The sequence below is a fragment of the Nocardia sp. NPDC059180 genome (assembly GCF_042754945.1).
Lineage (GTDB): Bacteria > Actinomycetota > Actinomycetes > Mycobacteriales > Mycobacteriaceae > Nocardia.
On the sequence record NZ_JBHZBU010000002.1, the window covers coordinates 710,553 to 734,561 of the forward strand.

Here is a 24,009-nt window from a genome sequence, read left to right on the forward strand (position 1 = left end):
AACCGCCGGTCGTTGCCCCGCCGACGATCCCCCGTCCAACTTCCACAGCATCCCACCGCCGCGACGCTGATACCAGCACCACGGCCGATGCGTCGCGCATGAGACATCCCGAGGCGAATCGCCGCGCCGCGTGCCGCGATCGTGTACCGCTCGCGCGGGATCAGGCCTGGAGGAAGGCGAAGTCTTCCTGGAGGGCGGTGAGTCGATCGCGCAAGGCGGGGACCGAGGGGCCCTCGCGCAGGACCTCACGAGAGACGTTGGGCACCACGCCGTGCAGCAGGTGGTCGGGGACCAGCGCGCGAATCGACTCCGCTCCCCCGCCCTGGGCGCCGACGCCCGGCATCAGAATCGGCCCGTTGAGCGCACTCAGATCCGGTGCCTCGGTGAGCGTGGCACCGACCACGACGCCGACCGAACCGAAGGCGGTATCCGCGTTGCGGGCCGCGGCGGCGTCGACCATCGTCTGGGCGATGGTACGGCCGTCACCTGCGGTGACGCGCTGCAGTTCAGCGCCTTCCGGGTTCGAGGTCGCGGCGAGCACGAACACCCCGCGGTGATTGGCCTGCGCCAGCTCGAGGGCTGGATTCAGGGAGCCGAAGCCCAGATACGGCGAGACGGTCACCGCATCCGAACCAAGCGGCCCGTCACCGAGCCAGGCCCTGGCGTAGGCGTCCATGGTGGAGCCGATATCGCCGCGTTTGGCATCGGCCAGCACCAGGGTTCCGGAATCACGCAGCACCTCGATGGTGCGTTCGAGCACTCCCACCCCGCCCGCGCCGTACACCTCGAAGAACGCCACCTGGGGTTTGACCAGCGCGACGCAGCCGTCGAAGGCTTCGACGCAGATCTCGGCGAAGGCTTCCAGGCCGTCCACGTCGTCGGTCAGGCCCCACTGAGCCAACAGGGCCGGATGCGGATCGATGCCGACACACAGCGGCCCGAAATGCCGCATGGCGTGCTGTAGCCGGTCGCCGAAGGTCTTCACCGATCCCGCTCCGTTCTCCTGTTCGTGGTTCACCCGCGCAGTACGGCGTGCAGTTCCTGCAGCGACCGGACCCCGATACCGCCGTTGATGCTCGCCTCGATGCCCTGCACGGCCGCGGCCGCACCCTGCACCGTGGTGATGCACGGAATGTTCACACCCACTGCCGCACTGCGGATCTCGTATCCGTCGACACGCGGACCGGAGTTGCCGTAGGGAGTGTTGAACACCATGTCGACCTCGCCGTCACGGATCTGCTCGACGATGGTCGGCTCATCGGCCGGACCGTCCTCGGAGTGCTTGCGCACCCGCTCGCAGGGAATACCGTTGCGACGCAACATCTCCGCGGTGCCCTCGGTGGCGAGGATGCGGAAGCCCAGATCGTTGAGCCGTTTGACCGGGAACACCATCGCCCGTTTGTCGCGGTTGGCGATGGAGACGAACACGGTGCCCTCGGTCGGCAGCGAACCGTAGGCCGCGGCCTGGCTCTTGGCGAAGGCGGTACCGAAATCGGCATCGATGCCCATGACCTCGCCGGTCGACTTCATCTCCGGCGAGAGCAGCGAATCCACGCCGGTGCCGTCGGCCTTGCGGAACCGGTGGAACGGCAGCACGGCTTCCTTGACCGCGACCGGCGCGTCCAGCGCGACATGGCCGCCGTCACCCTCACCGGGCAGCATGCCCTCCTTGCGGAGGTCGGCGATGGTGGCGCCGAGCATGATCCGCGCGGCGGCCTTGGCCAGCGGCACCGCGGTGGCCTTGGAGACGAACGGCACGGTCCGGCTGGCACGCGGGTTGGCCTCGAGCACGTAGAGCACATCGTCCTTGAGCGCGTACTGCACGTTGAGCAGGCCCTTGACGCCGATGCCCTTGGCCAGCGCGACGGTCGAGCGGCGCACGGCCTCGATATCGCTGCGGCCGAGGGTGATCGGCGGCAGCGCACAGGCGGAGTCACCGGAGTGGATACCGGCCTCCTCGATGTGCTCCATCACACCGCCCAGGTAGACCTCCTCGCCGTCGCAGAGCGCGTCCACGTCGATCTCGATGGCGTCTTCCAGGAAGCGGTCGACCAGCACCGGATGTTCCGGGTTCAACTCGGTGGCGCGGGAGATGTAGCCCTCGAGCGAGGTCTCGTCGTAGACGATCTCCATACCGCGGCCGCCGAGTACGTAAGACGGCCGGACCAGGACCGGGTAACCGATTCCGGCGGCGATCTTCTTGGCCTGCTCCACGGTGGTTGCGGTGCCGTACTTCGGTGCGGGCAGACCGGCCGCGACCAGGACGTCACCGAATTCGCCGCGGTCTTCGGCCAGGTCGATAGCGGCGGCGCTGGTACCGACCACCGGCACACCGGCATCGGTGAGCCGCTGCGCGAGTCCCAGCGGGGTCTGGCCGCCGAGCTGCACGATGACGCCCGCGACGGTGCCCGATTCGGACTCCGCGTGATAGATCTCGAGTACGTCTTCGAAAGTGAGCGGCTCGAAGTACAGGCGATCAGCGGTGTCGTAGTCGGTGGAGACGGTCTCCGGGTTGCAGTTGATCATCACCGTCTCGTACCCGGCCTGCGACAGCGTCTGCGCCGCGTGCACGCACGAGTAGTCGAATTCGATGCCCTGACCGATCCGGTTCGGGCCGGATCCGAGGATCAGCACCTTGTCACGGTCAGGCTGCGGCGCGACTTCCGACTCCGCCGCGGGATCGAGCTCATAGGCCGAGTAGTGGTACGGGGTCTTGGCCTCGAACTCGGCCGCGCAGGTGTCGACGGTCTTGAACACCGGGCGCACACCGAGCCGGTGCCGCAGCGCGCGCACGCCGCTCTCCCCCGCCAGTTCGGCACGCAGCGCGGCGATCTGGCGATCGGAGAGGCCGTAGTGCTTGGCCCGGCGCAGCAGCGACTCGTCCAGTACGGGAGCGTCGAGCAGTTCCTGACGCAATTCGACCAGGCCCGCGACCTCGGCGACGAACCACGGGTCGATCCCGGAGGCGGCGGCGACGTCCTCGATGCTCGCACCCAGCCGCAGCGCCCGCTCCACCTGGTAGATGCGTCCCTCGGTGGGCACGCGCAGATCATCGAGGATGGCGGTGATCGCGGCCTGGATCGCCTCGGGCGTATCGGAGGCCGGCGCCCACACGCCGTCGTCGGTGGTCCAGAACCCGGTGGACTTGGTTTCCAGCGAGCGCAGCACCTTGCCGAGCGCCTCGGTGAAGTTACGGCCGAGCGACATTGCCTCGCCCACCGACTTCATGGTGGTGGTCAAGGTGGCGTCGGCACCGGGGAACTTCTCGAACGCGAACCGCGGCGCCTTCACCACGACGTAGTCGAGGGTCGGTTCGAAGCAGGCCGGGGTTTCCTTGGTGATGTCGTTGACGATCTCGTCCAGGGTGTAGCCGATGGCCAGCTTGGCGGCGATCTTGGCGATCGGGAAGCCGGTGGCCTTCGACGCCAGCGCCGAGGACCGCGACACACGCGGGTTCATCTCGATGACGATCAGTCGGCCGTCCCGCGGGTCGACCGCGAACTGGATATTGCAGCCGCCGGTGTCCACGCCGACCTCACGCAGGATGGCGATGCCGAGATCGCGCATCTTCTGGTACTCGCGGTCGGTGAGCGTCATCGCCGGCGCGACGGTCATCGAGTCGCCGGTGTGCACACCCATCGGGTCGACGTTCTCGATGGAGCAGACGATCACGACGTTGTCGCGGCCGTCGCGCATCAGCTCGAGCTCGTATTCCTTCCAGCCGAGGATGGATTCCTCGATGAGCACGTTCGCCGTCGGCGATGCGGCGAGGCCGCCACCGGCGATGCGGTCGAGGTCGGCGTCGTTGTACGCCATACCCGAGCCGAGCCCACCCATGGTGAACGAGGGTCGCACGACGACCGGGAAGCCGAGTTCGCTGACGGTCTCGCGCACCTCGTCCATGGTGAAACAGACGCGGGAACGGGCGCTCTCGCCGCCGACCTTGGCGACGATGTCCTTGAACTTCTGCCGGTCCTCACCGCGCTGGATGGCCTCGAAGTCGGCGCCGATCAGCTCGACGTCGTACTTCTCCAGCACACCACGCTCGTGCAGGGCGACCGCGGTGTTCAGCGCGGTCTGCCCGCCGAGGGTGGCCAGGATGGCGTCGGGGCGCTCCTTGGCGATGACCTTCTCGACGAACTCCGGGGTGATCGGCTCGACGTAGGTGGAGTCGGCGAACTCCGGGTCGGTCATGATCGTGGCCGGGTTGGAGTTCACCAGCGAGACCCGCAGGCCCTCCGCGCGCAGCACTCGGCACGCCTGGGTGCCGGAGTAATCGAACTCGCAGGCCTGACCGATGACGATCGGGCCCGAGCCGATCACCAGAATGTGGTTCAGATCGGTGCGGCGAGGCATCAGGCTCCTTCCATCAGACCGGCGAAACGGTCGAACAAGTACGCGGCGTCATGGGGGCCGGCGGCGGCTTCGGGGTGGTACTGCACGGAGAAAGCGCGGCCGTCGACCAGGCGCACACCCTCGACGGTGCCGTCGTTGGCGCAGACGTGGCTGACCTCGGCCTTGCCGAAGGGGGTGTCGAATTGTTCACCCTGCTCGCCCTCGAGGGCGAAGCCGTGGTTCTGCGCGGTGATCGAGATGCGGCCGGTCCCGTGCTCGACGACCGGGATATTGATGCCGCGATGGCCGAACTTCATCTTGTAGGTGCCGCGGCCCAGCGCCCGGCCCAGGATCTGGTTGCCGAAGCAGATGCCGAACAGCGGCAGGCCCGCGCCGAGAATGCCGCGGGTGAGTTCGACCGCACCGTCCTGGGTGGCCGGGTCGCCCGGCCCGTTGGACAGGAACACACCGTTGGGCTTCAGCTCCTGGATCTGGTCGAACGAGGTGCCCGAGGGCACCACGTGCACCCGGATGCCGCGTTCGGCGAACATGCGCGGGGTGTTGGTCTTGATCCCGAGATCGACCGCCACCACGGTGAAGCGGTGGTCGCCGGTGGGCTCGATGGTGTAGAGCCCGTCGGTGCTGACCTCCTCGGCCAGGTCCGCGCCGAGCATGGACTGCTGGCCGTTGACCTTGGCCACCAGTTCGTCGACGGTGGCGGCGACGGCGTCACCGCTGAAGATGCCCGCCTTCATCGAGCCGCGGGTGCGCAGATGGCGCACCACCGCGCGGGTGTCGATGCCCGCGATACCGACGATGTGCTGGCGGTCCAGCTCATCGGGCAGGGTGCGGGTGGCACGCCAGTTGGAGGCGCGGCGTGCCGGGTCGCGCACCGCGTAGCCTGCGACCCAGATCTTGCCGGACTCGTCGTCCTCGTCGTTCCAGCCGGTATTGCCGATCTGCGGGGCCGTGGCCACCACGATCTGGCGGTGATAGCTGGGGTCGGTGAGGGTCTCCTGGTAGCCGGTCATCGCGGTGCAGAACACCGCCTCACCGAGCGTCTCGCCGACGGCGCCGTAGGCCGTGCCACGGAATACCCGGCCGTCCTCCAGCACCAAGGCCGCTTCGTTATTTCCGCTCATCCCTCGTCTCCCGTCGTCACCCGTGCCCACGCCGGATACACCGTCTTGTCGTCACCTCGGAAACCGGTGTCTATCTCGGTTCCGGTCGGCAGTGTCCAGCGAATCACCAGCACACCATCTTCGGTCATCACCTTGCCCGCGTGGCCGCGTTCGGTGCGGACCGCAGTGATGGATTCCTGGGGAATCCAGATCACCGCCGCGCCGTCACGCTCCAGCAGGATGCCTCGCTCGAACCTGGTGAGTTCGGCGGTGGCACGAAAGCCCAGGTCACCGACCGCGATCCGGTCCTGCCAGCTCGGCGCCATAGTGCTGCCGAGGTAGAGGCCGGTCGTCGGTTCCAGTACCTGTGCGCCCAATTCCTGCGGTACCGGCGGCAGGTCACCGATCCGCTCGACCTGGCGCTTGGCGCGGTTCTGCCAGCCCCGGTACATCAGGTAGATCAGCACCACCCACAGGATGAGCAGGCCGACCACCCACAGTGTCCGCTCCATTACGCCTCTCCCCCGACGCGCGCCGCGGGCACCGCCGCGCCGTCGCGGGCGGTGATCCGGCCGCGCAGCATTGTGGTGGTGACGCAGCCGCGCAGCGTCATGGTTTCGTACGGTGTGTTGTCGGAGATGCTGGCCAGATCCTTCGCCCGCACCGTCCAGGTGGCTTCCGGGTCGACCAGCACGAGGTTCGCCGGCTCGCCGACGGCGATCGGCCGACCGTGCGAATCCAGGCCGACGATCTCGGCGGGACGTTCACTCATCACCCGGGCGACACCGCGCCAGTCCAGCAGGCCGGGCCGCACCATGGTCCCCACCACGATCGACAGCGCCGTCTCCAAACCGAGCATGCCCGGGCGCGCGGCCGCGAATTCGCAGCACTTGTCCTGTTCGGCGTGCGGTGCGTGATCGGTGGCGACACAGTCGACGATGCCTTCGGCCAGCGCCTGCCGCAGGGCCTCGACATCGGAGCGCTCGCGCAGCGGCGGGTTCACCTTGAACACCGCGTCGTAGCTTTCCAGCTGCGAGTCGTCGAGCAGCAGGTGGTGCGGGGTGACCTCGGCCGTGATCGAGATGCCCTGGGCCTTGGCCCATTTCAGCAGTTCCACCGTGCCCGCCGTCGAGGCGTGGCAGATGTGAACGCGCGCGCCGGCGTCGCGAGCGAGCAGGGCGTCGCGGGCGACGATGGATTCCTCGGCGGCGCGCGGCCAGCCTGCCAGGCCGAGCCGGGCCGCGGTGGGGCCTTCGTGTGCCACGGCGCCGACCGTCAGCCGCGGTTCCTCCGCATGCTGGGCGATCAGCACGCCGAGCGAGTTCGCGTATTCCAGCGCGCGACGCATGATCAGCGGGTCGTAGACGCAGTGGCCGTCATCGGAGAACATGCGCACCGCGCCGATCCCGGCGGCCATGGTGCCCATCTCGGCGAGCTGCTTGCCCGCGAGTCCGACGGTGACCGCGCCGACCGGGTAGACATCGACCAGACCGACTTCCTGACCGCGCCGCCACACATGGTCGGTGACCACATGCGAGTCGGCCACCGGATGGGTGTTGGCCATCGCGAAGACCGCGGTGTAGCCGCCGAGCGCGGCCGCCGCCGAACCGGACTCGATGGTCTCGGTGTCCTCCCGTCCGGGTTCACGCAGGTGGGTGTGCAGGTCGACGAAACCGGGCAGCAGGATCTGGCTCTTGCCATCGATGGTCTTGCCGTCGATGATTTCGGCGCTGTCGATGATGCCGAGGTCGGTGGCGATCTCGCGGATCTCGCCATCGACGATCAGGACGTCGACCGGCTCGCCCTCGCCATAGACAAGAACACCCTTCAGCAGCACGGAGCTCATGCTGTTACCTCCTGGCATGGGCGGGCACCCTCCGTGGTTACGCGAGCTGCCTCCTCCCGGCGCTGACCGCTCATGCCACCGCCTCCTGGGTACCGACCAGCAGCCGGAACAGCACCGCCATTCGCATATGCACTCCGTTCGTCACCTGTTGCAGCACTGCGGCCCTGGGCGAATCCGCCACCGACGACGCGATTTCCATACCGCGCAGCATCGGGCCGGGATGCAGCACAACCGCGTGCTCATCCAGCAGCGCGAGCCTGCGCTCGGACAGGCCGTAGTTCACCGCGTATTCGCGGGCCGACGGGAAGAATCCGCCGTTCATCCGTTCGGCCTGCACCCGCAGCATCAGCACCGCGTCCGCGCCGGGCAGTTCGGCGTCGAGGCTGTGCGAGACCCGCACCGGCCAGCTGTCCACACCGATCGGCAGCAGCGTGCGCGGCGCGACCAGCACCACCTCCGCGCCGAGGGTGGACAACAGGAAGGCATTGGAGCGGGCGACCCTGCTGTGCAGGATGTCGCCGACGAGCACCACCCGCTTGCCCTCGATGGTGCCGAGGCGCTGACGCAGGGTGAGCGCGTCGAGCAAGGCCTGGGTGGGGTGCTGGTGCGTGCCGTCGCCGGCGTTGATGACGGCGGGAACCGATCCGCCCGCGGTCTGCGCCCAGTCCTCGAACCAGCGCGCGATCTGATGCGCCGCGCCCGAGGCAGGATGGCGCACGATCAGCGCGTCGGCGCCCGCGGCGTGCAGGGTGAGCGCGGTATCGCGCAGTGATTCACCCTTGGCGACCGAGGAGCTGCTCGCACTGACATTGATGACGTCGGCGCTCATCCATTTGCCCGCGACCTCGAACGAGACGCGGGTGCGGGTGGAGTTCTCGAAGAACACCGTCATCACGGTGCGTCCACGTAGCGTCGGCAGTTTGCGGACCTCACGGCCCAGCAGCGCCTGTTCGAAACGTTCGGCTTCGTCGAGTAACTCGGTGGCGGTGTGCCGATCCAGGTCGGTGACCGTCAGTAGATGCCTCACGCTTCCTCCTGGTGCAGATACACACCGTCGCGGCCGTCATGTTCGGTGAGCAGGACCGAGATGTCCTCGCTGCGGGCGGTCGGCACGTTCTTGCCGACGAAGTCTGCGCGGATCGGCAGTTCGCGGTGGCCGCGGTCGACCAGGACCGCGAGCTGCACGGCGCGGGGACGGCCGAGGTCGCGCAGGCCGTCGAGAGCGGAGCGGACGGTGCGGCCGGAGAACAGCACATCGTCGACGAGGACGACCAGTGCGTCTTCGATGCCGCCTTCCGGGACGGAGGTGCGTTCGAGTGGGCGATGCGGCCTGCTGCGCAGATCGTCGCGGTAGAGGGTGATGTCCAGCGACCCGAGTGCGGGGCGGACACCGGAGAATTCTTCGATCTTGTCCGCGAGCCTGGCCGCGAGGGTGGTGCCGCGGGTCGGGATGCCGATCAGCACTACCCGTGGTGCGGCGGGATCACCCGAATCGAGGGCGGTCTTCTCGATGACCTGATGCGCGATGCGCGCAATGGTGCGGCCGACGTCGGAGGGGGACAACAGTTCCCGGCCCGCGGAGACCCATTCCGGAGTGTGTCGCTCCGAGGGGGACACTGCACCGGTCGCGTCGCGGCTGCCCGCCGACGACTCGGCCTCGGCATCGCCCGACGCGGCTGCCCGTTCTTCGGGCACAGCCATGCCGACCTCCTTCCCCGCCTCACCGGACGGTCCGTTAAAGGATGTCTTACGCCGAGCAGCCTATCAGCCCCGCGCGGCGGCTTTTCACCAGGTGAGGGCATGGTCGCCAGGTTGTGAGCGAGGCCACGGGCGCGTGGTGCGAGTGCAGGTGTGAGCCCGATAACCTGCGCCACCGCGTATCTCGTCGTCGAGCGCTATACCGTCATTGCCGAACGGCGAGGATGTTGCCGGCTTCGGGATCGTTCATGGCGACGGGACGGCCATAGGGCGCGGTCAGTTCGTCCCAGCCACGGAAGCTCGTACGCCAGCCATGGGCGGCGAACCATGCGCCACCGTCCGGACCGAGGCCGTTGATCGGGCGATCCTGGTTACCGTCTTCGGAGACCAGACGGCGCAGCGCCCGGTACTGAGGCGCTGCCTGGTCGACCGCGAAACGCGCGATACCGAACCGGCTGCCCGGCGCCGACAGATCGGTCACGGTGACGGCGACGTCGTAGGCATGTTCGCGCGACAGGTAGCCGAGGACACCCTCATCTATCCACAGGGTCGGCAGCTCGGCACGGAACCCGCTCGCACGCAGCGCTCGAGCCCACTCCCCGGACAGATCCGCAGCGACCACCCTCCGTTCGCAGGCCGGTCGCGCCTGTTGCGCGGCCAGGACGGGTTCCTTGAAGGCGAAGAGTTCGGGGAGGTCGATCTCGAAGAAGCCGATGCCTGCCGGGAGCTCGAGCCGGAACGCTCTGGTGTCGAGGCCCGCACCGAGCAGCACGATCTGCTCGCAACCTGCCGCCACCGCCTCCAGAACGTGGTCGTCGACCAGCTTCACCGCGACCGAACGACCTTCGAAGAACTGGTCGGCCAATGCTTCGAATCTCGCCCAGCGGTTGTCGTCGAAACTGGGCCGTGCGGCTTCGACGAACACTTCGGCCAGCGGATCGTCATAGAGCCGGTCGGGTCGCCGGCTTTCCTGCACCCGGATCAGCGCTACGCCGATCGCGGTCATCGCCACCCCGGCGGTCGGAACGGATCTGGTGCTTTCTGCCATCGGCCGTCTCCCCTCGGCACCGCACGTGGCTGACGCGCGGCTATTCGAATACGCTGCCGCGACTCTAGGCGACCGTCAGCGATGCCGTGGCCGAACCGAGAACCGGATTACCGGCCCAGGACGATCCCGAGAGACCAACTGACACAACGAATGCGGGGCCGGGATACGCTCCCGGCCCCGCATTCGAGGTTTACCCGACCAGATGACGGCCGCTACCGTCGATCACCCCAGGGCAGAGGTTTCGGCGAGGACCTTGTCGCGATGCTGTTCGCGTAGGGCTTTGTGGTGCGGGCGACGCCGGACCACCAGGTAGGCGAGCGCGAGCACCACGAACCAGATCGGCGTGACCAACAGCGCCTGTAGGGTGTCGGACTCCTGGGTCAGCGCCCAGACCAGGAACGCGAAGAACGCGAGGACCGCCCAGACCATCGGCACACCGCCGGGCATTTTGAACTTCGAGGCGGCATGCAGGTGCGGGCGACGGCGCCGGTAGGCGAGGTAGCTGGCCAGGATCATCGTCCACACGAACATGAAGCACAGCGACGAAATCGTGGTCACGACCGTGAACGCCTCGACGATCGATTGCCCCGCGTAGAGCAGCACCACGCCGATCATCAGGAACGCGCACGAGAAACGCAGTGCGTTGGCGGGCACATGCCTGCGGGACAGTTTGCCGAACACCGCAGGCGCATCGCCGTCACCGGCCAGGCCGTACACCATGCGCGAAGTGGAGTAGATGCCCGAATTGGCGCTCGAGGTGGCGCTGGTCAGCACCACGAAGTTGACCACGCTCGCCGCGATCCCGAGCCCGGCCAGGGTGAACATCGCTACGAATGGACTCTCGTCGGCCGAGACCTCCCGCCACGGCGTCACCGCGCAGATGACGATCAGCGCGCCCACATAGAACAGCAGCACGCGCACCGGAATCGAGTTCACCGCGCGCGGCAGGGTCCGCTCCGGGTCCTTGGCCTCGGCGGCGGTCGTGCCGACCAGTTCGATGCCGACGAAGGCGAACACCGCGATCTGGAATCCGGCCACGAATCCCATGGGGCCCATCGGGAAGAAGCCGCCGTCGTTCCACAGATTGGCCAGCGAAGCCGTGCTTCCGCTGTCGCCGGTGAAACCGGTCAGCACCATCACCAGACCGGTGACGATCAGCGCGCCGATGGCGACCACCTTGATCAATGCGAACCAGAACTCGGTCTCACCGAATGCCCGCACCGTGGGCAGATTCAGGACAAGCAGCACCGCGATGCAGATCAGCGCCGGAATCCACAATGGCAGCTCCGGCCACCAGTACGCGACGTAGCCAGCGATCGCGACGACGTCGGCGATACCGGTGACGACCCAGCAGAACCAGTAGGTCCATCCGGTGAAGAATCCCGCCCACGGGCCGAGCAGATCACCGGCGAAGTCGCTGAACGACTTGTACTCCGAGTTCGACAGCAGCAACTCGCCCATCGCCCGCATGACGAAGAACAGGAAGAAGCCGATGATCATGTAGACGAGGATCACCGAGGGCCCGGCCAGCGAAATCGTCTTACCCGACCCCATGAACAGGCCGGTACCGATGGCGCCGCCGATCGCGATCAGCTGGATGTGCCGGTTCGCCAGCTGCCGGCTCAGGTGGCCGGGGCCGCCGCCGGGATCCGCCGGATTCCCCTCGTCCCCCGAACCTCCGTCGCTCTGCAGCACAGCCATAGAACTCCCTCCGAAAACAAGCGCGAGAACCCATTCGACCATCCCGTGGCGGACCCGGACTCGTCGGATAGGGTAAGCACACCAGTCACTAGCACATATGTTCGAATCCCGATATGCTCTGCCTCATGACCATGCCGCTGCAGGGATCCCTGCTGGATGGGTTGGGCGACACCCGGTTGGCACCCCTCGCGCAGGTGCGGCGTATCCCGCTGTCGCATGGCGCCTGGGTGGATCAACTGCCGGGCTGGATGAGTGGAGCCGATGCGCTGTTCGAACAGCTCGTGCATGCAGTGCCGTGGCGCGCCGAGCGACGGCCGATGTACGACCGGGTCGTCGACGTGCCCCGGCTGCTGTGCTTCTACGACGAGCCCGATCCGCTACCGGAGGCAGTGCTGGACGAGGCGCGCCTAGCCCTCACCGCGCACTACGAGTCCGAACTCGGTGAACCATTTCGCACCGCCGGACTGTGTTACTACCGCGACGGTCGCGACAGCGTCGCCTGGCACGGCGACACCATCGGCCGCGGCGCAAGTCACGACACCATGGTCGCCATCGTGTCGCTCGGTGCGCCGCGGCCGCTGCTGCTACGTCCGCGGGGCGGCGGCGAAAGCCTGCGTTTTCATCCCGGGCACGGCGATCTGTTCGTGATGGGCGGGTCGTGTCAGCGCACGTGGGAGCATGCGGTTCCCAAGACCCGCAAACCGGTCGGCCCGCGCATCAGCATCCAGTTCCGGCCACGCAACGTGCGCTGAGGTCACCGATTCCGCGCCGGGACCGCCGGGAGGGCACGGCGGCGAAGGTCGGCCGAACGGCTCCAGAGTCGACGTTGGAGATCCTCTGGATCCGCAGGGCCCCCTCCTCCGGCCTCGATCTCTCCTCGCGCTCGCTGTGCCGCATCGACTCGGCGGCGGTACTGCCGAAAGATCTGCACCTCACCGTCGCGGTCCTCGTCGAGGAAGGTGTAGTCCATGTCGTTCGCGCCGTAGGCACCGAGCCTCTCCACCGCCACTGCCCACTCGCGCAGATGATCCGGTGAGCCGGCGATCATGACGAGACCCCCGACACGCTCGACCCGCTCCCAGCCGGTGGGCTTCGGCGAATAGCGGTCATCGCCCAGATCCCAGCGCGCCCGCCAGTCGTCGAGTTCGGCCACTGCGACGCCGAGGCCGAAGGCCTGCCAGCGCACGGTGCCGTGCGACCGATCGCGGAATGGCAGCCCGCGGCACGCCCATGTCACCTCCGTTCGCGGCTCGCGGTGTCGATACAGGACACCACGCACACACCGGACGGGCAACGGAATTTCGGCAGGTCGTTCGCCCGAAACGTGGTGGCGGCCACTGCGTAGTGTCGGACCCCACCGCTACATTTGGTACATGAATGATCCTGGGGCGGGGGTGCTGGCGGTGATGCCGCTGCACACGATCAGCGATGTCTACGGCGAAGAGGGCCTGCGCGGCCGGTTCCAGCTCGAAACAGCCGAGCTACCCGGCGCCGAACGGCTCACCGCGGCGCTCGAGCTGGCCACCGAGCTGCACCGCGACGACCGGTACGGCCGCGAACCGTACATCAATCATCTACTGCGCGTGGCGATCCGGATCGCCAGCCATTACGAGGTGCGCGACGCCGAGGTGGTGATCGCAGGCCTGCTGCACGACGCGGTCGAAGACCATCCGACCGAGCTGGCAGGAACCCGTCCCGGGCCGGCAACCTCCGCGGCACTGACCGAGCTGGCCGACCGCTTCGGCGAACGGGTCGCCGATATCGTTGCCGCGGTGACGAATCCGGCACACGATCCCGCGCGCGACCGGCACGAGCAATACCGCGAACACGTCACCGCCGAACTCGACCGCGCGCCCTGGGCACGGGTGGTGAAACTGTCGGACTTCACCGACAACGGTGTGGGCATCCTGTATGCCACCGGCCCCGTCCTGCACAAACTCGCCACCAAATACCGGCCACTCACCGACGTCTACCGCGATCTGGTACTTCGTGCGGATACGCCGCTGGCCGAGCACGTCAAGGTGCACATCCTCGAACAACTCGACCTGGCCGACCAGCGATTCGATGCCATCCTGGCGCCACGCTGAGCCCGCAGCGCCTCACGGAGTCCGCAGCACCGATTCCATCAGGGCACGGACCGCCGACAGCACTCGATCGGTCTCCCCCGACCGGACCAGATCGGGCACGGTCTGCCCGGCCAGGCTGTCCAGCAACAGCCGCCCGACGGTCTCGGCATCCAGCTCGGGGCGTGCTTCACGCAGCAGTGCGGTGATGTGCTCGAACCAGAACTGATGGAACTCGGCGGTTCTCGGGTGCGGTGGCTCCGTCCGGTAGACGGCCATCAACTCGAGATTGTCGATCACCAGCCACGCCATCGCCTCGAAGAACGCGACGAGCCGCTCCCCCGCAGCCGCGCCCGGCCCCAGTGGCGGCGGGCCATCCTTGACCGCCCCCATCAGGGTCAGCGCACTTTCGGCCACCATCTCGTGTAAAAGCCCAGCTCGGTTTCCGAAGCGGTGGAAAATCGTCCCTTTTCCGACACCTGCGGCCGCGGCGACCCGATCCATCGTGATCGCCTCGGCGCCGTGCTCGGCGAGCAAAGCCGCGGTCGCTTCCAGGATCGCGCGCCGGTTGCGCGCGGCATCGGCGCGTTCCTTCGGACGGCGGTCGGTCATCGCACTACTTTCATTGACAAGTTGACTGGCGGTCCATATCGTTGGCAACGATAATTGGACCGTCAGTCAACTTATGGAGTTCTGATGCAGGCAATCGTAATGACGGGCGTCGGCGGACCGGAGGTACTGGTCGCTCGCGAGGTTCCCGCGCCGCGACCGGCCGCCGGCGAAATCATGATCCGCACCGAAGCCGTCCCCGTGCTCTACCCCGAAACCCTGTTGCGCTCAGGCGTTTTCCCCATGGCCGCCGAGCCACCCGTGGTCTTCGGATTCCAGGCGGCGGGCGAGGTGACAGAGGTGGGCGCCGGAGTCGATCCGAGCCTGGTCGGCCGCCGGATGGTGGTGGCCACCATGGGCACCGGGTCCTACGCCGAATTCGTCTGCGCTCCCGTCGACGCGGCCGTTCCCATTCCCGACGGCGTCTGCGCCGACGATGCCGCGGCGGCGGTCATGAGCGGTTCGGTGGCCATCGCACTGCTCGAGGCCGCCGGACTCACCGGCACCGAGACGGTGCTCGTCGAGGCGGGGGCGACGGGCGTCGGCAGCTTCCTGGTTCAGCTGGCCGAGGAGTTCGGTGCGGCGCGGGTGATCGCGAGCGCGGGCGGGGCGGCCAAGGCCGTGCGGGCCCGCGAGCTGGGAGCCGACGACGTGGTCGATCATCGGGAAGCGCAGTGGACCGATGCGCTGCGTGAAAATCTGGACGGCGCCACCATCGACGTCGTTTTCGATTCCCTCGGCGGCACGTCGGCGCTCGATCTACTCGATGTCATGACCCCGGCGCGCGGCCGGATGCTCAGTTACGGCTGGCTGTCCGGGGCACCGGCGCAGGTGTCGGCGGCCGATCTGATCCCGCGCGGGCTCACCCTCATCGGCTGCGCCGGGCCGGCCTGGCTGGAGCGCGTCGACGGGCGGCGTGCCGACATTCTTCGACGGGTCCCTGCCCTGGCGCCGGCGGTCGAGACGACGCTGCCGCTCTCGCGGGCGAACAAGGCCCATGAGCTGGTCGAATCGCGTGCGCCGCTCGGCAAGATCATCCTGCGACCCTAGAGCAGCCGCACTGGCCGTCTACCGCTGCGGCTACCGCTCGGCGTACCCCGTGCCGGTCAGCGCTCCAGTATGAAGAAGTACGGCTCGGCCAGCCCACGCATATCCATGACTCCGAGCAGTGCGTCCTCGTCGAGGCGACGGAAGTGGTCGATGATCGGCAGATGGTCATAGACCATTGCCGCACTGACGACGCCGCGGTAGTCGATATCGCGCAGCCGCGCGGTCGGCTTCTTGGTGCGCAGCGCGGGCGAGAGGATCCGTAGGTTGTTGCGCACCGGACGCAACCAGGTGGCCGGGATCCGGCCGGCGAGACCCAGCGGGGCGCGGCGCGGATCGACCGCAAAAATCGAACCGTTCTCATCGGAGAACAGCAGCGGATGCACCGCGTCGGGGCTGTCGAATTGTTTGCCGTACCAGCCGGATTCGACGAGCACACCGGCCCAGGGATGCCCGGTGTCCACCTCACTGCCACGCCAGCGTCCGGTGGTCACCTCCGCGACACGAGCGGCGGGCAGATCGTCGAACACCGCCCACGCCTGCTCCGGCGTGCACCTTCCGCTCAATACCGTGCGCTGGTTCTCGGTCATCGCCCGACTCCTCACCGTGGAAATACTGCGAGAGAAATTCTATCTGTCTCTCATCTCGGCAGGAATGCGGGCGGTATGACGGCCGGATTGACCTCGAGTGCGGTTGAGGATGCACGATCGACTTCGAGAGCGCGGACCGACTTTCCCGGCCGGTCTCCTCGCTCTCGATCCGAGCCGTACACGGTTCCTGCTCACGCTCCCGCCGGGTCCAGTACACCCACCCGGCGGGAGCGTGGACATGAGTCAACGGCTCGGATTCCCGTTCCTACGTAGAGCATTCAACCGATAGGGTGGGCGCATGCGGACTGTGCTCGAACCCCAGGTCGATGCCGCCAATCACCTCACCCGCCGGTGGTGCGATATCGCCGGCGACGGCGATTTCGTCGTCTCGGGTGCCGGATTGTGGCCGCTGCTCGGACTGATGGCCTCGGCGGCCAAGGGGCGTGCGCGCACCGAACTCGAGGACGCGATCGGCATGCCCGCGGACACAGCGCATTCGGCCGCACTCGAGCTGATCGACACGATGCGGCACGCCCGCGATCTGTCGGCAGCGCTCGGCGTGTGGGTGAAGCGGACGCTCCCACTCAACAGCGATTGGCTCGCCGATCTTCCGCGCGGCACGGTCGACCTGATCACAGATCAGGCAGCACTCGACACATGGGCGGATCAAAATACCGGCGGACTTATCAGGCAATTCCCGCTGCAGGTCACTGAGGATACGGTGCTCGTGCTCGCCACCGCATTGCTGGCTCGAACCAGTTGGCGTGAGGTGTTCTACGAGACGACCATGGTTCCCGAGTCCGGTCCCTGGCAGGGCATGAGTGTGCCCGCACTCTCCCGGACTACCGGCACAGCGTGGTGCACGGCGCTTCTGGACGGGCCGCAGCCGATAACGCGCGTCATCGTCGAGGGCCGCGGCGACGTCGACGTGCATCTGCTACAAGGAACCGGGACGCCCGCCGATGTCCTGGCCACCGGACTGGACGCACTCACCGGCGCCGTCGAGGTGCGCACCCAGCTCCCCGCAGGCACAGACGGTCCGGGTCTGACGGTGCGCGAGCAGATTTCGCAACAGGAACGGGACCAGCTGCGACTGACACTACCGCCATTCGACGTACGCTCGAAGCACGATCTGTGCGCGCCGAGTTCGGCGGCTCTGTTCGGTTTGACAGCCGCGAAGACGAACGGTGATCACTTTCCAGGAATCTCACCGGCCCCCTTGTCGGTCGAGCAAGGCGTGCAGGACGTCCTAGCCCGTTTCATGCGTGATGGTTTCGAGGCTGCTGCGGTCACCGCGATCAGCATGGACGTCCGCGGCATGCCACCTCCCCCGACCGAACACCGCATCAAGGTCTACACCGCAACCTTCGACCGCCCCTTCGGCTTCCTTGCGGTCCACCGCCCCACCGGCCTCGCCATCGTGGCCGGCTGGATCGCCACCCGCCCACCGGAACCGCCGCCGACCCGGCCAGAACAGCGCGCCGCACCACGCCCCGTCGACTCCCTCTGACCCTCAGCAGCGTTCAGGAGGATCGCAGGGCCGACCACTTCCTGAGCCCGACTCCGGAAGCTAGTGCCGGACACGCGACAGCGGTGACCGACGAGGGCCCGCCATACGAGCCGGTCCCGGGCGCGAACAATCTCGCGACCGGGACCGTGGCCTCGTACCTACCGGCTGCGTCAGCCGGTGATCTCCCATTCGTACACCGTGACCTCCGACGCGCCGGTGGTATGTACCGGGTCGGTGAACACGATCTCGCGGGCCTGGTCCAGCGATTCGGCCAGCACGATGTAGGCGCCGCCGGTGCCGTCGGTGAATCGGCCGGTCTCCTGGAGCATGCCCTTATCGCGCAATTCCGCGAGGAACTGCTTGTGCGGTTCGACGACGGCGGGGTCGAAATGGGGTGTGCGCATGACCATGACCAGGTATTTGTGCATCACTGCTCCGGGTCGGGGCGCGGGGCGCGGGTGGCCGCGGCGGCGGCGCGCACCTGCGGCGCCACCAGCACCACCTGGCCGAGCACGCCGTTGATGAACGACGGCGAGTCGTCGGTGGACAGCTCCTTGGCCAGCTCCACCGCTTCGTCGACCGCCACCACCGGGGGCACGTCGTTGGCGTGGAACAGCTCCCACACCGCGATCCGAAGAATGGCGCGGTCCACGGCGGGCAGCCGCGACAACGTCCAGTCCTGCAGATAGGACTCGATGGTGCCGTCGACCCGGTCCAGGTCGTCGGCGACGCCCTCGACCAAGGTGCGGGTGTAGGCATGCACCGGCGCGACCGCCTGGTCACTGGCCGACAGTTCGATCCGATCGTCGATCAGATCGGCGGGGTCGATATCGCGGGCCTCCGCTTCGAACAGCAGATCCACCGCGCGACGCCGCGCCTTGTGGCGTGCGCCGAGTTTTTTGAACGCGGGTTTCTTCTCCGCGGGCTGGTCCGCCATCCGGCGTCAGGAGTTGACGCGGCTGATGTAGCTGCCGTCGCGGGTGTCGACCTTCAGCTTGTCGCCCACATTGATGAACAGCGGGACCTGCACCTCGGCACCGGTCTCCATGGTGGCGGGCTTGGTGCCTGCGCTGGAGCGATCGCCCTGCAGACCCGGCTCGGTGTGGGTGACCACGACCTCGATGGAGACCGGGAGCTCGATGAACAGCGCCTCGCCCTCGTGCATGGCGATCTGGACGCCCATGTTCTCCAGCAGGAAGCCACCGGCCTTGCCGACGGTGTCTTCGCCGAGATGGATCTGGTCGTAGGTCTCGCCGTCCATGAAGATGAAGTCGGAGCCGTCGTGGTACAGGTAGGTCATATCGCGACGGTCGACAGTCGCGGTCTCGACCTTCACACCTGCGTTGAAGGTCTTGTCGACGACCTTGCCGGAGACCACGTTCTTCAGCTTGGTCCGCACGAACGCGGGGCCCTTGCCCGGCTTGACGTGCTGGAATTCGACGATCTGCTGCAGCTGATTGTCGATCTTCAGCACGAGGCCGTTCTTGAAGTCGCTGGTGTCCGCCACTGTCTTCGGATCTCCTCGGTTCTCGGCGACCGCCGTCACTCGACGACGGTCAGGTCTTTGCTGGTGCGGGTGAGCAGTTCAGGGCCCCCTTCGCGCACCACGAGCGTGTCCTCGATCCGGACTCCGCCGCGGCCGGGAAAGTACACACCTGGTTCGACGGTCACCGCCACGCCAGACAGCAGTGTACCCGTGCCCGCTTTCGCGATTCCGGGTGCTTCGTGGATACGCAGTCCGACGCCGTGTCCTAGTCCGTGCACGAACAGCGCGCCGTGGCCCGCGGCGTCGATCACCGCGCGGGCCGCGGCGTCCACGTCGGCGACCGGTACGCCCGGCCGCAACGCTTCCCGGCCTGCCCGCTGCGATTCCTGGACCAGCGCATAGACCTCGCGCTGCCAGTCGCTCGGCTGACCGAGCACCAGGGTGCGGGTCATATCGGAGTGGTAGCCACCGACGACGGCCCCGAAGTCCAGTTTCACGAAATCGCCGGCGGCCAGCACCGCATCGGTCGGACGGTGATGCGGGACAGCCGAATTCGCTCCGGCGGCGACGATGGTCTGGAAAGCGACGGCCTCACCGCCGTGTTCGAACATCGCCCATTCCAGATCACGGGCGACCTGGCGTTCGGTGCGCCCCGGACGCAGTGCGCCGCGTGCGAGCAGAGTGGCAAGCGCCGCGTCGCCGACCGCACAGGCCGTACGCAGCCGGTCCACCTCGTAGGCGTCCTTGATCGTGCGCAGCTGCTCCACGAGTCCGGGCGTGGCGACCAGCTCCAGGCCAGTACCGAGCTCCTCGAAACCGCGATGCTCGTCGACGGTGACCACATGGCTTTCGTAGCCGACCCGGCCGACCTGCCACTCCCCCGCCAGTTCCACCACTCGACGAGTGCTGGCGCGCACGATTTCGGCGCGCAAATCCGGCACCTGTTCGGCGACCTGGGTCCGATATCTGCCGTCGGTACCGATGACGGTGTGCTCCTCGGCTCCGTGGGAGTCCCACGACGACACCAGCAGCGCGGCGTTCGAACCGGTGAAGCCGGTCAGATACCTGATGTTGATCAGGTCGGTGACCAGTAATCCGTCGATCTCGTTCTCCACCAGCAGACTCCGCAGCGCGCCGCGACGCGCCGCGTAGTCGGGCCGCAGCCCCGCAGCATCAGCAGACATGGATCAAAACTACCGCCGTGATGCGGCAGGCCTTACACCCGAACACAGTTTGGGAGTACACTCCGATTTAATAGTTCACTCTCAAATAGGTGGTGTCTCCTATGTCAGTGCTGCTTTATCGGTTGGGGGTCTCGAGCTTCCGCCGCCGCGGCGTGGTCGTTGTGCTGTGGATCGCGATGCTCGCTGGGTTCATCGCGGGTGCGGCGGTGCTGTCCGGACCGACGTCGGACTCGTTCACGGTGCCCGGCACCGAATCGCAGCGGGCGATTGATGTGATGACGCAACGGTTCCCCGACGTCGCCGCGAATGGCGCGGTGGCGCGCGTGGTGCTGGTCGCGCCCGCGGGCACCCGGCTGGGCGAGGCGGCGGAGGCGGTGGAGCGGGTTCGCGACCGGCTCGGCACCGGCCCGCATGTTGCGCAGGTCAGCGAATTCGGCGAGGACGCGATAGCACCGGACGGACGGACCGGTCTGCTCGAGGTGTCCTATCGCGTCGGCCGAGAAGAACTGTCGGATGCCGATCGTGACGCCGTCTCCGACGCCCTCGCCACCGCGCGACAGAACGGATTGGCCGCCGAGGCGGGCGGAGATGCGGCGGCCGCCCCCGACGAGGGCGCAGGCGAGGCCATCGGCGTCCTGGTGGCGGCTGCGGTTCTGCTGATCACGCTCGGATCACTGCTCGCGGCCGGATTGCCGCTGGTGGTGGCAGCCGCGGCACTCACCGTCGGGCTGGCGGGAATCACCGCGGCCAGTGGATTCACGGATCTGAATTCTGATACCTCGGCGCTGGCGTTGATGCTGGGAATCGCCGTCGCGATCGACTACTCGCTGTTCATCATCCTGCGTTACCGCCAGCTCGCGGCGGCCGGATACGACCGGCCGGAGGCGGCGGGCCAGGCGGTCGGCCGAGCCGGGGCTGCGGTGTTGTTCGCCGGGCTCACCGTGATCATCGCGCTGGCCGGGTTGTCGGTGGTCGGGATTCCCGCACTTACCCAGGTCGGTCTTGCTGCGGCGTTCACCGTCGCCATGGCGGTGGTCGCGGCATTGACGCTGCTGCCCGCGCTGATGGGCTGGGCCGGTGAGCGGCTGGTGCGGGTCCGCAGGCCGCGGCGCGAGTCGGTGCCAACGCGGGTACCGATGGGCAGGCGGTGGGCGGAATTCGTCGTGACACACCGTCTCGCGGTATTGCTCGGCGCGACAGCGATTCTGCTGCTCGCCGCGATCCCCGCACTCGGACTGCGGCTCGGCTTCCCCGATGACGGCGCGGCGCCCGCCGACACCACCCAGCGCAAGGCATACGACCTGATCGCGGCCGGGTTCGGCCCGGGGGTCAACGGCCCGCTCACCGTTGTCGTCGACGCGGGTACCGGCGGTGACGCCGCCGCGGCCGCGGCCCGGGTGCGCACGCTCATCGACGGCATCGACGGCGTGGCGGCCGTCGCACCACCGATCTTCGACACCTCCGGCGGCACCGCGCTGCTGGCGGTCGTTCCTGAGCACGGCCCGACCGAGGCCGGTACCGAAGATGTCCTCGACGCCATCCGCACCGAGGCCGGCGGCGCCGCACTGCCCGAGGACGCCAGGGTGATGGTCACCGGTCAGACGGCGATCGATATCGATTCCTCGGCGAAACTGCGTGCGGCCCTGTTGCCTTACCTCGCCCTGGTCGGCGGGCTGGCCTTCCTGCTGCTGATCCTGGTCTTCCGCTCCGTGCTGGTGCCGCTGGTGGCCGCGGCGGGGTTCTTGCTCAGCGTCGCCGCCACCTTCGGCATGGTGGTCGCGGTATTCCAGTGGGGCTGGTTCAACGATCTGCTCGGCGTCCATTCCTCCGGGCTCATCGTCAATCTGCTGCCGGTGATATTGATCGGCATGGTGTTCGGGCTGGCGATGGACTACCAGGTGTTCCTGGTGACCCGGATGCGGGAGGAACACCTGCGTGGGGAAAGCACCGACGCCGCGATCATCGACGGTTTCGCCGCAGGTGCGCGCGTGGTCACGGCTGCGGCGATCATCATGATCAGTGTGTTCGCCGGGTTCCTGTTCTCGGCGACGCCTATGGTGCAGTCTTTCGGATTCGCACTCGCGGCCGCCGTGCTCTTCGACGCCTTCGTGGTCCGGATGACGCTGGTACCGGCGACGATGTCGCTGCTGGGCAAGTACGGCTGGTGGCTGCCCGGCCGGCTCGATCGTCTGCTGCCGGAGGTGGATGTGGAGGGTCGTCGGCTCGATGACCGCACGGCCGCCGCCGCATCGCGCCGCGCCATGACGGCACCGCAAGCCGCGCCGGTCGCCGTCGAGGTCGCTGTTGCAGAATCGAAGCAGACGCATCCGCGGAAGTGAGCACAGGGAGTGGAGGTACACGGTGAGGTCGTCGGTGGGAGATCAGCACTCCGCTGCTGCCGGAAAGCCTTCCGGTGCAGCGACCGCCCGATCGAAACCGGCGACCGGGCTGCGCGAACTCAAGAAAGCCAGAACCGCCGCGGCCATTCAGCGCCACGCGATGACGCTGTTCGAGTCCAACGGATACGACGCCACCCCGGTCGAGGCTGTCGCGGCGGCGGCGGAGGTCGCACCGAGCACCGTGTACCGCTACTTTCCCACCAAAGAAGACCTGGTCATCTCCGACGAGTTCGACAATGTCCTTTTCACCAAGTTCGCCGAACAGCCCGCCGATTCGACCGTTGTCGAATCGCTACGCGCGGCCTTTCACGAGGTCAGCGGCAGCATGTCGGCGGAGGACATGGAACTCGGTCGACGACGGACCCGGCTGATGCTGGAAGAGCCGGGCCTGCGCGGAGCCGCGCTGACCAACCTGCTGACCTTGGAGCGCGCCATCGCCGAACAGGTGGCGCAGCGGTCCGGTCGCGGAGCCGACGACCCGGAGATCGCCTGGTTCACCGGCGCCGTCGTCGGTATCGCGCTCGGCTTCATGCGGCGCTGGACCGAGAATCCCGATCTCGACGTCATTCCGGTGTTCGACCATGCACTCGACCGGCTCGCAGCTGGGCTGTCCTTCTGACCGGGTAGCCGGCGTCGGCATCTACTCCCGGCAGAGCCGTGGATGGCACCGGATGCACATCCGAACTGATGGGTGTTCACAGTGGTCCCGGCTATTCACAACCGAGCCTGTGTGGCGTCCGCACCGAGGTTCGACCCATCATCGTTGGTTCATGGAGATATTCGCGCTCATCGTGCTCGGCGGGTGGTGTATCGCGTTGAGTGTCAGCGACATCCGGTCTCGTCGTCTTCCCGACCTGCTCACCGGGCCCGGCGCAGCCGTCGTCCTCATCTATGCCCTGGGTACGGGTCGGTTCGCAGCGGCAGCCGCGGGAGCGGTCCTGCTCGCTGTGCCGTATCTCGTGGTGCACCTGGTGTCGCCGCCCGCATTCGGTGCCGGCGACGTCAAACTGGCGGTCGGGCTCGGAGCGGCAGCGGGAATGGGTGGCGGGCAGGTGTGGGTGTGGGCGGCGGTGAGTGCGCCCGTGTCGACGGCATGCGCGGGTATCGCCGCCGCGCTCGTGATGTCCACCTCCACCGACCCGCTGGAGTACGCGCCGGCCGACCGGTCGATGGGGTCGATCCGACGACGGACCCCATGGCGTCGCGTCCGCGCACCGACCCGACCGGCGGGCGCCGGTCCGGTCACCGTGCCGCACGGTCCGTCGATGTGCCTGGCGACGCTGGTGGCGGTGGTGTTCGGGTGACCGCGCGGCAACCATGGGGCGCAGGCGGGAAGGGTGCCGCTGATCACGGTAGACCGGTTTCCCAACCG

General features: G+C 67.7%; 23 protein-coding genes. 7 read left to right on the top strand and 16 right to left on the bottom strand.

The window, feature by feature from the left end; genetic code table 11:
* Nucleotides 1-160: 160 nt before the first annotated feature.
* The 9 genes from pyrF to cycA form a co-directional block, all read right to left on the bottom strand.
* On the bottom strand, nucleotides 161-985 hold the full coding sequence (gene pyrF / locus ACFXNW_RS09315) for an orotidine-5'-phosphate decarboxylase (protein ID WP_379417127.1): 825 nt from the start codon (nucleotides 983-985) through the stop codon (nucleotides 161-163).
* Between the two features lie 29 nt (nucleotides 986-1,014).
* A complete protein-coding gene (carB, locus tag ACFXNW_RS09320; RefSeq protein WP_379417128.1) occupies nucleotides 1,015-4,356 on the bottom strand; it encodes a carbamoyl-phosphate synthase large subunit in 3,342 nt (1,113 codons plus the stop codon).
* Entirely contained in the window at nucleotides 4,356-5,477 is a 1,122-nt protein-coding gene (gene carA, locus ACFXNW_RS09325; protein WP_379417129.1) for a glutamine-hydrolyzing carbamoyl-phosphate synthase small subunit, read from the bottom strand. The genes carB and carA overlap by 1 nt, the downstream gene beginning before the upstream one ends.
* Nucleotides 5,474-5,968 carry a transporter gene (locus ACFXNW_RS09330; RefSeq protein ID WP_379417130.1) on the bottom strand — a complete coding sequence of 165 codons (495 nt, stop codon included), beginning with the start codon at nucleotides 5,966-5,968 and terminating at the stop codon, nucleotides 5,474-5,476. The genes carA and ACFXNW_RS09330 overlap by 4 nt, the downstream gene beginning before the upstream one ends.
* Nucleotides 5,968-7,302: a dihydroorotase gene (locus ACFXNW_RS09335; protein WP_379417131.1), complete on the bottom strand. Its 1,335-nt coding sequence runs from the start codon at nucleotides 7,300-7,302 to the stop codon at nucleotides 5,968-5,970. The genes ACFXNW_RS09330 and ACFXNW_RS09335 overlap by 1 nt, the downstream gene beginning before the upstream one ends.
* Nucleotides 7,303-7,372: 70 nt before the next feature.
* Nucleotides 7,373-8,329, bottom strand: a complete 957-nt coding sequence (locus ACFXNW_RS09340; protein ID WP_379417132.1) for an aspartate carbamoyltransferase catalytic subunit — start codon at nucleotides 8,327-8,329, stop codon at nucleotides 7,373-7,375.
* Nucleotides 8,326-9,003, bottom strand: coding sequence for a bifunctional pyr operon transcriptional regulator/uracil phosphoribosyltransferase PyrR (gene pyrR / locus ACFXNW_RS09345; RefSeq protein ID WP_379417133.1), 678 nt, complete (start codon nucleotides 9,001-9,003; stop codon nucleotides 8,326-8,328). Before pyrR ends, ACFXNW_RS09340 begins: the two co-directional genes overlap by 4 nt.
* Nucleotides 9,004-9,205: 202 nt before the next feature.
* Nucleotides 9,206-10,048 carry an SAM-dependent methyltransferase gene (locus ACFXNW_RS09350; RefSeq protein WP_379417134.1) on the bottom strand — a complete coding sequence of 281 codons (843 nt, stop codon included), beginning with the start codon at nucleotides 10,046-10,048 and terminating at the stop codon, nucleotides 9,206-9,208.
* 222 nt (nucleotides 10,049-10,270) lie between these two features.
* Nucleotides 10,271-11,749 (bottom strand): D-serine/D-alanine/glycine transporter, encoded by a 1,479-nt coding sequence (gene cycA, locus ACFXNW_RS09355; protein WP_379417135.1) that lies wholly within the window; start codon nucleotides 11,747-11,749, stop codon nucleotides 10,271-10,273.
* 125 nt (nucleotides 11,750-11,874) lie between these two features.
* On the opposite strand from cycA, the gene ACFXNW_RS09360 reads away from it, so the two are divergent.
* Nucleotides 11,875-12,501 (top strand): alpha-ketoglutarate-dependent dioxygenase AlkB, encoded by a 627-nt coding sequence (locus ACFXNW_RS09360; RefSeq protein ID WP_379417136.1) that lies wholly within the window; start codon nucleotides 11,875-11,877, stop codon nucleotides 12,499-12,501.
* A gap of 2 nt (nucleotides 12,502-12,503) precedes the next feature.
* Here ACFXNW_RS09360 and ACFXNW_RS09365 read toward each other — a convergent pair whose 3' ends face one another.
* Nucleotides 12,504-12,986 (bottom strand): hypothetical protein, encoded by a 483-nt coding sequence (locus ACFXNW_RS09365; RefSeq protein ID WP_379417137.1) that lies wholly within the window; start codon nucleotides 12,984-12,986, stop codon nucleotides 12,504-12,506.
* A 136-nt stretch (nucleotides 12,987-13,122) separates the two neighbouring features.
* Here ACFXNW_RS09365 and ACFXNW_RS09370 point away from each other — a divergent pair, with 136 nt between their 5' ends.
* Entirely contained in the window at nucleotides 13,123-13,836 is a 714-nt protein-coding gene (locus ACFXNW_RS09370; RefSeq protein WP_379417138.1) for an HD domain-containing protein, read from the top strand.
* A gap of 12 nt (nucleotides 13,837-13,848) precedes the next feature.
* Here ACFXNW_RS09370 and ACFXNW_RS09375 read toward each other — a convergent pair whose 3' ends face one another.
* The gene (locus tag ACFXNW_RS09375) at nucleotides 13,849-14,424 is read right to left on the bottom strand and encodes a TetR/AcrR family transcriptional regulator (RefSeq protein WP_379417139.1); all 576 of its coding nucleotides are present in this window, start codon (nucleotides 14,422-14,424) and stop codon (nucleotides 13,849-13,851) included.
* 84 nt (nucleotides 14,425-14,508) lie between these two features.
* Between ACFXNW_RS09375 and ACFXNW_RS09380 the strand changes: the two genes are divergently transcribed.
* Entirely contained in the window at nucleotides 14,509-15,471 is a 963-nt protein-coding gene (locus ACFXNW_RS09380; protein ID WP_379417140.1) for a zinc-binding alcohol dehydrogenase family protein, read from the top strand.
* A gap of 56 nt (nucleotides 15,472-15,527) precedes the next feature.
* Here the strand turns inward: ACFXNW_RS09380 and ACFXNW_RS09385 are convergent, their stop codons facing one another.
* Nucleotides 15,528-16,058: a DUF4334 domain-containing protein gene (locus tag ACFXNW_RS09385; RefSeq protein ID WP_379417141.1), complete on the bottom strand. Its 531-nt coding sequence runs from the start codon at nucleotides 16,056-16,058 to the stop codon at nucleotides 15,528-15,530.
* A 298-nt stretch (nucleotides 16,059-16,356) separates the two neighbouring features.
* On the opposite strand from ACFXNW_RS09385, the gene ACFXNW_RS09390 reads away from it, so the two are divergent.
* On the top strand, nucleotides 16,357-17,568 hold the full coding sequence (locus ACFXNW_RS09390) for a serpin family protein (protein WP_379417142.1): 1,212 nt from the start codon (nucleotides 16,357-16,359) through the stop codon (nucleotides 17,566-17,568).
* Between the two features lie 170 nt (nucleotides 17,569-17,738).
* On the opposite strand, the gene ACFXNW_RS09395 is transcribed toward ACFXNW_RS09390, so the two are convergent.
* The 4 genes from ACFXNW_RS09395 to ACFXNW_RS09410 are packed head-to-tail and all read right to left on the bottom strand — an operon-like array spanning nucleotide 17,739 to nucleotide 20,238.
* Nucleotides 17,739-17,996, bottom strand: a complete 258-nt coding sequence (locus tag ACFXNW_RS09395) for a YciI family protein (protein WP_379417143.1) — start codon at nucleotides 17,994-17,996, stop codon at nucleotides 17,739-17,741.
* Nucleotides 17,996-18,505 carry a transcription antitermination factor NusB gene (nusB, locus tag ACFXNW_RS09400; protein WP_379417144.1) on the bottom strand — a complete coding sequence of 170 codons (510 nt, stop codon included), beginning with the start codon at nucleotides 18,503-18,505 and terminating at the stop codon, nucleotides 17,996-17,998. Before nusB ends, ACFXNW_RS09395 begins: the two co-directional genes overlap by 1 nt.
* Before the next feature lie 6 nt (nucleotides 18,506-18,511).
* Entirely contained in the window at nucleotides 18,512-19,075 is a 564-nt protein-coding gene (gene efp, locus ACFXNW_RS09405) for an elongation factor P (RefSeq protein ID WP_379417145.1), read from the bottom strand.
* A gap of 35 nt (nucleotides 19,076-19,110) precedes the next feature.
* A complete protein-coding gene (locus tag ACFXNW_RS09410) occupies nucleotides 19,111-20,238 on the bottom strand; it encodes a M24 family metallopeptidase (protein WP_379417146.1) in 1,128 nt (375 codons plus the stop codon).
* 101 nt (nucleotides 20,239-20,339) lie between these two features.
* On the opposite strand from ACFXNW_RS09410, the gene ACFXNW_RS09415 reads away from it, so the two are divergent.
* The 3 genes from ACFXNW_RS09415 (at nucleotide 20,340) to ACFXNW_RS09425 (ending at nucleotide 23,941) form a co-directional block, all read left to right on the top strand.
* Nucleotides 20,340-22,577, top strand: coding sequence for an MMPL family transporter (locus ACFXNW_RS09415; RefSeq protein WP_379417147.1), 2,238 nt, complete (start codon nucleotides 20,340-20,342; stop codon nucleotides 22,575-22,577).
* A 34-nt stretch (nucleotides 22,578-22,611) separates the two neighbouring features.
* The gene (locus tag ACFXNW_RS09420) at nucleotides 22,612-23,256 is read left to right on the top strand and encodes a TetR family transcriptional regulator (protein ID WP_379417148.1); all 645 of its coding nucleotides are present in this window, start codon (nucleotides 22,612-22,614) and stop codon (nucleotides 23,254-23,256) included.
* 151 nt (nucleotides 23,257-23,407) lie between these two features.
* Nucleotides 23,408-23,941, top strand: coding sequence for a prepilin peptidase (locus ACFXNW_RS09425; RefSeq protein WP_379417149.1), 534 nt, complete (start codon nucleotides 23,408-23,410; stop codon nucleotides 23,939-23,941).
* Nucleotides 23,942-24,009 lie beyond the last annotated feature (68 nt).

What these genes read in the sequence shown, in the direction of transcription:
- ACFXNW_RS09335 (WP_379417131.1), bottom strand. Translation starts at nt 7,302, where the DNA reads ATGAGCTCCGTGCTGCTGAAGGGTGTTCTTGTCTATGGCGAGGGCGAG.
- ACFXNW_RS09380 (WP_379417140.1), top strand. Translation starts at nt 14,509, where the DNA reads ATGCAGGCAATCGTAATGACGGGCGTCGGCGGACCGGAGGTACTGGTC.
- ACFXNW_RS09395 (WP_379417143.1), bottom strand. Translation starts at nt 17,996, where the DNA reads ATGCACAAATACCTGGTCATGGTCATGCGCACACCCCATTTCGACCCC.
- ACFXNW_RS09360 (WP_379417136.1), top strand. Translation starts at nt 11,875, where the DNA reads ATGACCATGCCGCTGCAGGGATCCCTGCTGGATGGGTTGGGCGACACC.
- ACFXNW_RS09390 (WP_379417142.1), top strand. Translation starts at nt 16,357, where the DNA reads ATGCGGACTGTGCTCGAACCCCAGGTCGATGCCGCCAATCACCTCACC.
- ACFXNW_RS09415 (WP_379417147.1), top strand. Translation starts at nt 20,340, where the DNA reads ATGTCAGTGCTGCTTTATCGGTTGGGGGTCTCGAGCTTCCGCCGCCGC.
- ACFXNW_RS09410 (WP_379417146.1), bottom strand. Translation starts at nt 20,238, where the DNA reads ATGTCTGCTGATGCTGCGGGGCTGCGGCCCGACTACGCGGCGCGTCGC.
- ACFXNW_RS09370 (WP_379417138.1), top strand. Translation starts at nt 13,123, where the DNA reads ATGAATGATCCTGGGGCGGGGGTGCTGGCGGTGATGCCGCTGCACACG.
- ACFXNW_RS09350 (WP_379417134.1), bottom strand. Translation starts at nt 10,048, where the DNA reads ATGGCAGAAAGCACCAGATCCGTTCCGACCGCCGGGGTGGCGATGACC.
- carA (WP_379417129.1), bottom strand. Translation starts at nt 5,477, where the DNA reads ATGAGCGGAAATAACGAAGCGGCCTTGGTGCTGGAGGACGGCCGGGTA.
- pyrR (WP_379417133.1), bottom strand. Translation starts at nt 9,003, where the DNA reads ATGGCTGTGCCCGAAGAACGGGCAGCCGCGTCGGGCGATGCCGAGGCC.
- cycA (WP_379417135.1), bottom strand. Translation starts at nt 11,749, where the DNA reads ATGGCTGTGCTGCAGAGCGACGGAGGTTCGGGGGACGAGGGGAATCCG.
- ACFXNW_RS09330 (WP_379417130.1), bottom strand. Translation starts at nt 5,968, where the DNA reads ATGGAGCGGACACTGTGGGTGGTCGGCCTGCTCATCCTGTGGGTGGTG.
- carB (WP_379417128.1), bottom strand. Translation starts at nt 4,356, where the DNA reads ATGCCTCGCCGCACCGATCTGAACCACATTCTGGTGATCGGCTCGGGC.
- ACFXNW_RS09375 (WP_379417139.1), bottom strand. Translation starts at nt 14,424, where the DNA reads ATGACCGACCGCCGTCCGAAGGAACGCGCCGATGCCGCGCGCAACCGG.
- ACFXNW_RS09385 (WP_379417141.1), bottom strand. Translation starts at nt 16,058, where the DNA reads ATGACCGAGAACCAGCGCACGGTATTGAGCGGAAGGTGCACGCCGGAG.
- ACFXNW_RS09425 (WP_379417149.1), top strand. Translation starts at nt 23,408, where the DNA reads ATGGAGATATTCGCGCTCATCGTGCTCGGCGGGTGGTGTATCGCGTTG.
- nusB (WP_379417144.1), bottom strand. Translation starts at nt 18,505, where the DNA reads ATGGCGGACCAGCCCGCGGAGAAGAAACCCGCGTTCAAAAAACTCGGC.